General features: G+C 59.7%; 12 protein-coding genes. 6 read left to right on the plus strand and 6 right to left on the minus strand.

What is annotated here, in order from left to right; genetic code table 11:
* Window positions 1-7 precede the first annotated feature (7 nt).
* Window positions 8-745 (plus strand): sulfurtransferase, encoded by a 738-nt coding sequence (locus ACKWJN_RS07365; RefSeq protein WP_408595699.1) that lies wholly within the window; start codon window positions 8-10, stop codon window positions 743-745.
* Between the two features lie 13 nt (window positions 746-758).
* On the opposite strand, the gene ACKWJN_RS07370 is transcribed toward ACKWJN_RS07365, so the two are convergent.
* The 3 genes from ACKWJN_RS07370 to ACKWJN_RS07380 form a co-directional block, all read right to left on the minus strand.
* A complete protein-coding gene (locus ACKWJN_RS07370; RefSeq protein ID WP_408595700.1) occupies window positions 759-1,454 on the minus strand; it encodes a DUF599 domain-containing protein in 696 nt (231 codons plus the stop codon).
* A gap of 88 nt (window positions 1,455-1,542) precedes the next feature.
* Window positions 1,543-2,076: a flavodoxin family protein gene (locus ACKWJN_RS07375; RefSeq protein ID WP_408595701.1), complete on the minus strand. Its 534-nt coding sequence runs from the start codon at window positions 2,074-2,076 to the stop codon at window positions 1,543-1,545.
* A 39-nt stretch (window positions 2,077-2,115) separates the two neighbouring features.
* A complete protein-coding gene (locus tag ACKWJN_RS07380; RefSeq protein WP_408595702.1) occupies window positions 2,116-2,811 on the minus strand; it encodes a pirin family protein in 696 nt (231 codons plus the stop codon).
* 102 nt (window positions 2,812-2,913) lie between these two features.
* Here ACKWJN_RS07380 and ACKWJN_RS07385 point away from each other — a divergent pair, with 102 nt between their 5' ends.
* Genes ACKWJN_RS07385 through gluQRS form a run of 3 tightly spaced genes read left to right on the plus strand, consistent with a single transcriptional unit; the run spans window position 2,914 to window position 5,874 of the window.
* A complete protein-coding gene (locus ACKWJN_RS07385) occupies window positions 2,914-3,891 on the plus strand; it encodes a LysR family transcriptional regulator (RefSeq protein WP_408595703.1) in 978 nt (325 codons plus the stop codon).
* Between the two features lie 9 nt (window positions 3,892-3,900).
* Entirely contained in the window at window positions 3,901-4,971 is a 1,071-nt protein-coding gene (locus ACKWJN_RS07390) for an NAD(P)/FAD-dependent oxidoreductase (RefSeq protein ID WP_408595704.1), read from the plus strand.
* A complete protein-coding gene (gluQRS, locus tag ACKWJN_RS07395; RefSeq protein ID WP_408595705.1) occupies window positions 4,972-5,874 on the plus strand; it encodes a tRNA glutamyl-Q(34) synthetase GluQRS in 903 nt (300 codons plus the stop codon).
* Between the two features lie 210 nt (window positions 5,875-6,084).
* Here gluQRS and ACKWJN_RS07400 read toward each other — a convergent pair whose 3' ends face one another.
* Together ACKWJN_RS07400 and ACKWJN_RS07405 are read right to left on the minus strand one after the other, a co-directional pair.
* Window positions 6,085-6,729 carry a Fic/DOC family protein gene (locus ACKWJN_RS07400; RefSeq protein WP_408595706.1) on the minus strand — a complete coding sequence of 215 codons (645 nt, stop codon included), beginning with the start codon at window positions 6,727-6,729 and terminating at the stop codon, window positions 6,085-6,087.
* Between the two features lie 3 nt (window positions 6,730-6,732).
* On the minus strand, window positions 6,733-7,155 hold the full coding sequence (locus tag ACKWJN_RS07405) for a nuclear transport factor 2 family protein (protein WP_408595707.1): 423 nt from the start codon (window positions 7,153-7,155) through the stop codon (window positions 6,733-6,735).
* A 48-nt stretch (window positions 7,156-7,203) separates the two neighbouring features.
* Here ACKWJN_RS07405 and trmB point away from each other — a divergent pair, with 48 nt between their 5' ends.
* On the plus strand, window positions 7,204-7,914 hold the full coding sequence (gene trmB, locus ACKWJN_RS07410; protein WP_408595708.1) for a tRNA (guanosine(46)-N7)-methyltransferase TrmB: 711 nt from the start codon (window positions 7,204-7,206) through the stop codon (window positions 7,912-7,914).
* 19 nt (window positions 7,915-7,933) lie between these two features.
* Window positions 7,934-8,854, plus strand: a complete 921-nt coding sequence (locus tag ACKWJN_RS07415; RefSeq protein ID WP_408595709.1) for a pseudouridine synthase — start codon at window positions 7,934-7,936, stop codon at window positions 8,852-8,854.
* A 51-nt stretch (window positions 8,855-8,905) separates the two neighbouring features.
* Here the strand turns inward: ACKWJN_RS07415 and ACKWJN_RS07420 are convergent, their stop codons facing one another.
* On the minus strand, window positions 8,906-10,048 hold the full coding sequence (locus tag ACKWJN_RS07420) for a transglutaminase-like domain-containing protein (RefSeq protein ID WP_408595710.1): 1,143 nt from the start codon (window positions 10,046-10,048) through the stop codon (window positions 8,906-8,908).
* Window positions 10,049-10,099: the final 51 nt, after the last annotated feature.

Raw genomic sequence — 10,099 nt, forward strand, 5'->3', positions numbered from 1 at the left:
TCACCGGGTGAATACGATTTTGAACATTTCTTGCTACAAGTTTGTCGCCCTGCCCGATGCGGCCAATTTGCGCCAACCTTGCCTTGACCAAGCGCTGGCGCGACAACTCAGAGGCACCGTGCTGATTGCTGAAGAAGGCATCAACTTCTTTTTGGCCGGCAACGCTGAAAGCGTGCGCGGCTTTGTGGCGTGGCTAAGGCAAGACCCACGGCTGACAGACCTTCAACCCAAAGAGAGTTGGTCAGCGACACAGCCGTTTAAAAAAATGTTGGTCAAGGTCAAGCGCGAGATCATCCGCATGAACCACCCCAGCATTCGACCCGCGAATGGACGCGCACCCGCGGTCACACCCGCCACCGCCAAGCGATGGCTCGACCAGGGCCACGACGACGAAGGACGCCCAGTCGTCACGCTCGACACCCGCAACCAATTTGAAATCGACCACGGCACGTTTGAAAACACCCTCAACTGGGGTTTGTCCAAATTCACCGAATTCCCAGATGCTGTGCAAGCGCACAAAGCCTCACTGCAAGACAAAACTGTGATCAGTTTCTGCACGGGCGGCATACGCTGCGAGAAAGCCGCCATCTACATGCGCGAAGCGGGCTTGGCCCATGTGTACCAACTGGAGGGCGGCATCCTCAAATACTTTGAGGAAGTGGGCGATGCCCATTACCAAGGAGGTTGCTTTGTGTTTGATGAGCGAGAGGCCTTGGCCCCCGACTTGAGCGCCACCCACCCTTAGCACTCCAGCGCTGTTACTCCTGCAACAAGTGCACAACGTCGGAACGGAACTCAAGGTTGTACAACACCGCGGCCACCAACACAGTGGCAAACACAAAAATCAGTGGCGAAAAAAGCCAACCCATGGCAGCGAATGAAAAGTAATAGGCGCGCAAACCGCCATTGAAGGTCTCAGCGGCCAAGCCCGTCATCGCCGCCGCTCGGTTGGCAAACACCGCCGGATCGGCTAACCCTTGCGCAAAATCTTTGGCGGGTGGCATGGAGCCAATCAACAGCGAGACAAACGTGTACTGACGCATCGACCACGAGAAGCGGAAAAACGCGTACACAAAAATCACCACCAACACCAAGATCTTGAACTCAAACACCAAGCTCGGCGTTTGTTCAGCAAATGGAATCTCGCGCACCAACTCGGCCGCCTTGTCGGTGGTGCCGAGCAACGCAAACAAGCCGCCCAAAACCAATATGGTGGTGGAGCAAAAAAACGAAGGCGTGGCCGACAGGCTTTGGGTGATGATGCCGTCGAGCATGCGCGGGTCGCGCCCTGTGGCCTGCAGCATCCATTGGTGACGGTAGCGGTTGGTCAAAGCCAAGATCGACGTTTGACCATTGCTCCAATGCTTGGCAAACAAGGCGTAGATGGACCACACCACGACAAAAAAACCGAGCGCCAACCAATCGGCCCAAGGCAGGAGTTGAATGATCTTCATAGGCTCATGCTAACGCCTGTGTGTCAGTGCAACCAAAGCCCAAGACCCCACACGTCTGAGCAACGTGAGGGGCTTGTCTTGAAAATGCTCAACCGCGCAACTTGGCCGCCACTTGGGCCACGCGCTCGCCATAGGCCTTGGCTGTGTCCAAGTCCCCCTGAGGAATGTCTGCAGCAGGGCTGGTGGGGCCCACTTGTGCCATCAGACCCGAGTTGGAGCCAATGCGGTTGATGGTGCCGTCGTTCATGGCGGGTTGGCCCACCCAGATCATGCCGTTTTGCATGGCCAAGGTGATGAAGTATTGGATGGTCGACAGCTTGTCGCCACTTGGGCTGGCCGAGATGGTGAAGCCGCCTGCGACTTTGTCTTTCCAAGCGCCCGTGAACCAACGCTTGGAGGTGGCATCGGCAAACTTTTTGAATTGCCAAGAAGCCATGCCCATGTAAGTGGGCGAGCCAAAGATGATGGCATCGGCCGCATCCACCACGGCCCAGTCGGCATCGCTCAAATTGCCATCGGCGTCGATGGTGATCAAGTCGGCCTTGGCGCCTTCGGCCACAAACTGGGCGACGCGTTGGGTGTGGCCGTAGCCGGAATGGAAAACAACAACAGTTTTGGTCATGAGAAAGTCCTTAGTGAAAAAAGAAAACGAATTGAAAAATCAAGGCGCCAAGTCAAACACCAACACCTCGGCATCTGAAGCCTGATTCAGGGTGATGCTCGGTTCGCCATCCAACATGGCGGCGTCTCCTGCGCTCAAAGCCACGCCATTCACGTGCACGCTGCCGCGCACCACGTGGACATAGCCTTTGCGATGGGGCGCCAACGCCAGCGTGGCACTTTCGGCGCCGTCCAACAAGCCGGCGTACAACGCTGCATCGGCGTGGATCTTGACCAGTGCACCATCCGAACCCGCAATGCGGCTCAATGCGCCACGTTTGCTGGCAGGCGGCACGGTGTGCTGTTCATAGCTGGGCGCAATGCCGCGCACATTGGGCTCGATCCAAATTTGAAAGAAGTGGGTGGTTTGCTCAGGCGCGTGGTTGAACTCGCTGTGCATCACGCCACTGCCTGCGCTCATGCGCTGCACATCGCCTGGTGGAATGCCTTTGACGTTGCCCATGTTGTCCTTGTGCGCCAACTCACCGCTGAGCACGTAGCTGATGATCTCCATGTCGCGATGCCCATGGGTACCAAAGCCGGTACCCGGGGCAATGCGGTCTTCGTTGATCACCCGTAAATTGCCCCAACCCATGAACTCAGGATCGTGGTAGTTGGCGAATGAAAAACTGTGGAACGAGCGCAACCAACCGTGGTCGGCGTAGCCGCGATCTTGGGATTTGCGAAGGGTCAGCATGTCTTGGTTTCTCCTGTGGGATGAACTGTAGTGGGAGCCAGCTGTGCGGCGGTGCTGGGCTTTTGATGGCATCATTCAAATTATTTGAACGATCAATGGACCATGCCATCTCCCCGTGACGTCCTCACCCCCGACTCCCTCAGCATGTTGCACACGATCGAAAAAGCAGGCAGCTTTGCCGCCGCCGCGCGAGGCCTGGGCCTGGTGCCCAGCGCCCTCACCTACCGTGTGCGCCAAATCGAAGACGCACTCGATGTGCTCTTGTTTGACCGCAGCTCGCGCCATGCCAAGCTGACCGCCGCCGGCCACGAGCTCATGCGCGAGGGCGAGCGGCTGCTGGCCGACATGGACGCCATCGCCAACCGCGTGCGCCGTGTGGCCACAGGTTGGGAAAGCCAGTTCACCATTGCCATCGACAGCATCATCGATCGCGTCACCGTGATGGAGCTGTGCGAAGCCTTCTTGGCGCTGTCGCCGCCCACCCGACTCAAACTGCGCGATGAGACCCTCACCGGCACCCTGGAGGCCCTCACCAGTGGGCAAGCGGATTTGGCCTTGGGCATCCCGGGCAGCCCCGACGGCAGCGGCACGGCAGCTGGCATCCACAGCCATGCGCTGGGGCCGATGCGCTTTGTGTTTGCCATGTGCCCCCAGCACCCGCTGGCCCAAGCCCCTGAACCCTTGAGCGACAGTTTGATTCGCCAACACCGCGCCGTGGCCGTGGCCGACTCGGTGCAACGCGGCAGTGGCATGACCATTGGTCTGTTGCCGGGTCAAGATGTGTTCACTGTGCCCAGCATGGCCGCCAAAATTGATGCGCAGGTGCGCGGCCTGGGCGTGGGCTTTGTTCCCGAGTCTTTGGTCCATCCCCTGATCGAGGTGGGACGCTTGCTCGTGCGCGAGGTCGAACGCCCGCGTCGCGAGGCTCAACTCAGCTATGCCTGGCGCATTCCAGACGGCAGCGAAGGCGAACGCGGCGGGCGCGCCTTGCAGTGGTGGCTCACGCAGCTCAAGAGCCCCACCACCCGTGCGGCCTTGTTGGTGAACCCCCGACGTTCCAAAGCCCCGCGCAGCGTGTAGAGTGCAGCCATGACACTTCACATCGCCATCATCGGCGCCGGCATGGCCGGCATCACCGCCGCACGCACCCTGACCCAAGCGGGTCACCAGGTGCATGTGTTTGAAAAAAGCCACGCCGCAGGCGGACGCATGTCCACCCGAGACAGTGCATTTGGCAGCTTTGACCACGGCACGCAGTACTTCACGGTTCGTGATGCCCGGTTCTCGCTGGCACTGCAAACCGTGCCGGGCACCACCGACATTTGCCGCCCTTGGAGCGCCAACGCCGTGCGGGTGCTCGACCCACTCGGCCACGTGTTCGAAGCGGCACGTCCCTCCAAAGAAGCCCACTTTGTGGCCAGCCCTGGCATGAACGCCTTGGTTCGCCACTGGGCCCAACCCTTGGGCCAAGCCTTGCATTTTCAAAACCAAGTGCAGCGCTTGGAGCGCAACGCCAAAGGTCAGTGGACGGTGCACAGCCTCAACACCAAGAGCGGCAAAGACGTGCTGGAGAAACACAGCGGCTACGACCGCGTGCTGCTGGCCATGCCCTCGGTACAGGCCGAACAGCTGCTGCGCAATTCAGGCAGTGCGGTCACCAAAACCCACTTCATTGACGCCATGGCTGACGTTCAAGTGGCCCCTTGCTGGACCTTGATGCTGGCCTTCCCCAATGCCAGCCAACCCGACCTGCCCCACCTCGGGCCTCAATGGAACGCAGCGCGCAGCACCCACCACCGCGTGGCTTGGTTGGCGCGCGAGTCGTCCAAGCCCAAGCGCGGCAAGATCGAACGCTGGACCGTGCAAGCCAGTGCCACTTGGTCGCAAGAACATTTGGAGGACGATGCCCCCCGCGTGCAAGCCAAACTGTTGCGCGCGTTCTCTGAACTCACCGGCATTCGCGCAGAACCCAGCCATGCCGAAGTGCACCTGTGGCGCTATGCACAAACCTTGACGCCCTTGGGCGTGTCGTACCAATACCATGCAGGCACGGGCTTGGGCACCTGCGGTGATTGGCACTTGGGCCACCGCGTTGAAGACGCTTTTGTGTCGGGTCTGGAACTGGCTTTGGCCGTGTGCCAATCGGCGCACCGTTTGTAATTGCCCTACACCGGTCGGTTTGCTCCTTCTCCCACGGGCCCGCTGCATGCGGGCTCGCTCGTTGCTGCCCTGGCCAGTTGGCTCGATGCGCGTGCCCACGGTGGCCAATGGTTGGTGCGCATCGAAGACGTGGACACACCGCGTTGCCTGCCGGGCGCCGACCAGCTCTTCTTGCAACAACTTGCGCGTTGCGGCTTGGTGCCCGATGGCCCGGTGTTGTGGCAATCCACGCGCAATGACGCCTACCAAACGGCACTGAACCACCTCATGGCCCAAGGCTGGGCTTACCTCTGTGGTTGTTCACGCAAAGACATTGAAGAGGCGCAAGCGGCAATGGGACACACCCGCGCACGACACAGCGCAGCGGTTTACCCAGGCACCTGCCGCCATAGCCTGAACGGCAAAGCCCCACGCGCTTGGCGCTTGAATGTCCAGCGCGTGATCGACGACTTGAAACTCACCGTGCCCTTGACCTGGCAAGACCGTGCAGTGGGCCCTCTACACCAAGACGTGGCGCACGAGGTGGGCGATTTCGTGCTGCGCCGTGCCGACGGTCTGTGGGCCTACCAACTCGCCGTGGTGGTGGACGATGGCGCGCAAGGCATCACCCACATCGTGCGTGGCGCAGACCTCGCCGACAACACCGCCCGCCAAATCGTGCTGCAACAGGCCTTGGGCTTGCCCACGCCCAGCTACCTGCACACCCCCTTGGTACTGGGTGAGAACGGCGAGAAATTGAGCAAACAAAACGGGGCGCAGGCTTTGGACTTGCATGATCCACTGGCGGCCTTGAATGCAGCAGCACAAGTGCTGGGTCTTGCAGCCTGCACAAGCTCTATAGAAGACGCTTTACGCCAGTGGACGCAAGCCTCACTCTCGCCAAGCTTCATGCCCCAAAGGTAAAAGCGTTTAATTTTTGATTCAACTTCGGTAAAATTTAAACGTTCACCATACAACGCTGCAACATGATCAAAACCACCGCACTCCAACGCAAACAGCCTAGCCTAAAGGCTGTGATGCGTGCCGTGGCTAGCTCCACCGCTGTGGAAACAGGCCAAAACGTTGCGCAGTTAGAACAAAAACTACGCCAACCCCAAAACCGTTTTGCGCACATCAAGCTGGCTCGTTGAGGTTGTTGTCACCAGCAACCATCGCCGCGCGTACAAACTCGCACATCGGCTCGTAGTTTCCAGAAAAACCAGCGTGAATCGCGTTGATGTAATCCGTCTTTCGAAGCTCCCAAGCGCTGTAATCTAGCGGCCCATGGTCGGCCTGCACGGCCATCACATCAGCCAACAAGCGCGACAAACGGCCGTTGCCCTCGCGAAATGGGTGAATAAGGATGAACTCCACATGCGTCACGGCGATGGACATCACCAACTCGTCTTCCGAAAGTTGGCTACACGGTGTGTGGAGCGCCAAACAATTGCGTTCAAACTCATCCAGCAACCGAGGGATTTGCGCAGCCGCTGCAAAGGCAAAACCGCCTTTGCTCATGTTGACCGAACGTTCTTGCCCCGCCCATGCATACACATTGCCCAACCAAAGTCGGTGCCAGTGTTTCAAGTCACCCACGCTCAGCACACGCTCTGGTAACTGATGCAGCAACACCTCTTCATACAGTTGAGCCAGCAACCAAAGTTCTAGCTCGTCCATATCGACCGACACCTTGATACCAAGCAAGTTTCGCAACACCTGTTGGTTGGAACCTGGTTCAAATTCGCCCTCAGGGCCAAAAACTTGGTAACGGTGGGTCATTGGCTATCCTCGGTGAAACGTCGATGACAACACCCGCCAGCCTTGGGGAAGCTGTATCAGCTGGTACGACTGTCGCCAACGCCGAACGAGTGATCCGTCCTCACGCAGCATGAGCCAGTCAAACGACACCAAGCAGCTATCGCAGCCCATGCGCAAGATGTCAAAGTCCTGCATCTCAAACCGTGCATAGCCTTCGCTTCGCCAAGTTTGTGCCACTGCTGCATACAAGCGCGCGCCCTCTGCATGCGTGGCGATGGTCATGACCGATCCATCCCCACGAACGCTGAGCGCAGGCTCATGAAAAAGCGCAGCAAATGCTGTCCAGTTTTGTTGGTCAAACAAAGACTGGTAGCGTTGAAAAAATTCAGTTACTTCTTGCTTCAAACATCGCTCCAACGGTTTTAGAGGCTTGAGTGATGTGAGCATAAGCCACGTGCCCACGATAATCTGAGTTTCGATCAAACACGCTCCGCCATGACCACGCCCGATACCCCACAGCCCGACGCCCCCTTCATGCGCGTCATCAAAACCTATGTGCTGCGCGCAGGGCGCATGGGGCCTGGTCAGACGCGTGCATTCGATCAATTCGGTCCACAATTTTTGGTGCCTTACCAAACCGAACGTCTCGATGCCGCCGCTACGTTTGGCCGCGCTGCACCGCTGATTTTGGAGATTGGTTTTGGCATGGGCGACGCCACTGCCAAAATTGCACAGACCCGATCTGACAACAATTTTTTGTGTTGTGAAGTGCATGCGCCAGGCGTGGGCGCCTTGCTCAAGCGCTGCGGCGAAGAAGGCATTGGCAACATCCGCATCGTGCAACACGACGCGATAGAGGTGATGGACCACATGCTGGGCGACAACAGCCTGGACGGCGTGCACATTTTTTTTCCTGACCCCTGGCACAAAAGCCGCCACCACAAACGCCGCTTGATCCAAAGCCCGTTTGTGAACCGACTGGCCCACCACATCAAGCCCGGTGGTTATTTGCACTTGGCCACCGACTGGGAGCCCTATGCCGAACAAATGCTGCACGTGGTCAGCGCAGAACCTTTGCTGAACAACACGGCCACCGATGCCAGTGGCTTTGCCCCCAAGCCCAGCTACCGCCCCCTCACCAAGTTTGAAAACCGAGGCCTCAAACTCGGCCACGGTGTGTGGGACTTGGTGTTCACCAAGGTCTGACAGCGCAGGTTGATGCGCCATGGCTCGCCCACCCAGCGTGCGCCCCCTCCCCACGCGTGACGGCGTGAGCCCCAGTTGCGTGGCCTTACCCCCTGGCCCCTGGACCACCGTGCTGGACTTTTTGGCCGAGCGCTTGCCCACGGTCAGTCGCCAAGCCTGGGGCGCACGTTTGCACAGCGGCGAAGTGCTCGACGAACAAGGGCACGCAGTACACGCCGAACAGCCCTACGCCAGCGGCACCCGCTTGTTCTACTACCGCCACATTGCCGACGAGCCAGATTTGCCAGTGCAAGAACGCATCGTGTTTCAAGACGAGCATCTGGTGGTGGCAGACAAACCCCACTTCATGCCCGTCACACCGGGCGGGCAGTATGTGCGCCAGAGTTTGCTGGTGCGCTTGAAGCGCCAGCTGGGCATCGACACGCTGAGCCCTGTGCACCGCATTGACCGCGAAACCGCTGGCCTGGTGCTGTTGTGCGTGCGCCCACAAGACCGCAATGCCTACCAAGCATTGTTTCGGGAGCGCCAGGTGCACAAGGTGTACGAAGCCGTCGCGCCCTACCGCGCCGATCTGACGCTGCCACTGACACGTCGCAGCCGCATCGAAGCCTGTGCCACACAGTTTTTTCGCTCGCAGGAGGTGGCGGCCCCCCCCAACAGCGAGACCACCGTCTCGCTGCTCCAGGTGCAAGGTGACAGCGCGTTGTACCGCCTAGAACCCGTCACAGGCAAACGCCACCAGTTGCGCATCCACATGAACGCGCTGGGCCTGCCAATTGAAGGCGACCAGTTCTACCCGGTGGTGTCGCGTGGCCCCGGGGCGCCCGAGGACTTCACCCGCCCGCTTCAGTTACTGGCGCGCAGTGTGTTGTTCACCGACCCCATCACGGGCAAGCCGCGCAGCTTCACCAGCGGGCAACGCTTGCGCATGTCGGTCTGATCCAGCACGCGCCATCAGCGCTCTGGATTAGGCACCGCATCAGATGCCGAATCAGACGCCGATTTCGCGGGCGGTGATTTGGTACTTGAAGCTGTCTGGCGCGTACGAGTCCAAGCGACCGTCTGCGGTCTCCGCCACCGGGTACATCAAAAAGCCCAAGCGCTCCTCTTTGCTGCCCGGCAGCGCCACATCGTGGGCCGTGTTCCAACCCAACCAGTTGCCTTCCCAGCCTCCAAACAAGGTGGTGTAGACGGGTTTGACCACCGGGTTGTCGGTGCGTTTGATCCACTCGGGCGTTTCCAGGCGCATGACCTTGGCCACATCGGCCGGGTCCATCGCCACCCAACCGTGGGCTTGCAGGTACACCTCGGCGCGGCAGTGCTGCGCACCTTTCAAGCTGGCGGGGTTGCCCGACAGCTCTTTGTAGCCAAAGGCCGAAGGCACCAAGCGAATGCCATACACGTCGCGTGCAGGCACGCCCACCGAGCGACACAGCCCCACAAACAAGGCGTTGATGTCGGCGCACTTACCGCCCAGGTTGCCGGTCTCCAGCATGGCTTTGATGTCGCCCTCACCACAACCATGCACCTTGGGTTCGCGCCAGGCATTGGCCACCACCCAGTTGTAGATGGCGCGGGCTTTTTGCACATCGGTGTGGGCACCTTGGGTCGCTGCGAGTGCTGTCGTGCGCACAATGCCATCGGTGGGCAGCAAGTGCGTAGCCCGGGTGTAAAAGCGCAGCGTGCCCGCATCTTCACGCGTGAAGGCTGGACTGGCGGCCAAGTCCAAATTGACTTGGCGGTTTTGCGTCTGCACGCGGCTGGTCACTTCTACAAATGGCTTGCCCACCGTGCTTGAAAACTCGGTGTAGAGCATGCGCGCGCCTTCGGCACCATCGCTGGTCATGCGCGTGGTGCCGTTGCTGGCAAAGCTGCTCTCGAGCGAACGCTGCCAGTCCGAGTTGATGCTGGGCACCGGCAGCCAGACTCGGGTGGTGCCTTTGGGCTCGGCAATGTCCACCCGGGTGGTCACCTCGAAGGTACGCCACTCGCCCGCTTGCGGCGCGAAGCGGCGCTCGGGAGTGACAGGAGAAGAGGCAGGAGAAGTGGTTTGGGCACGCACAAAGCTGGGCACACCGGCAAGGGTGGCCAACGCAGCGGCCCCCTTGAGAAGGGAACGACGCACGGGGGTCATGAAGAGATCTCCGAAATAGGATGAAGACCTGTCGGCACACACGAGGCGCAA

Origin of the sequence: Limnohabitans sp. (assembly GCF_046052825.1) — a bacterium.
In the GTDB taxonomy this organism is placed as follows: domain Bacteria; phylum Pseudomonadota; class Gammaproteobacteria; order Burkholderiales; family Burkholderiaceae_C; genus Limnohabitans.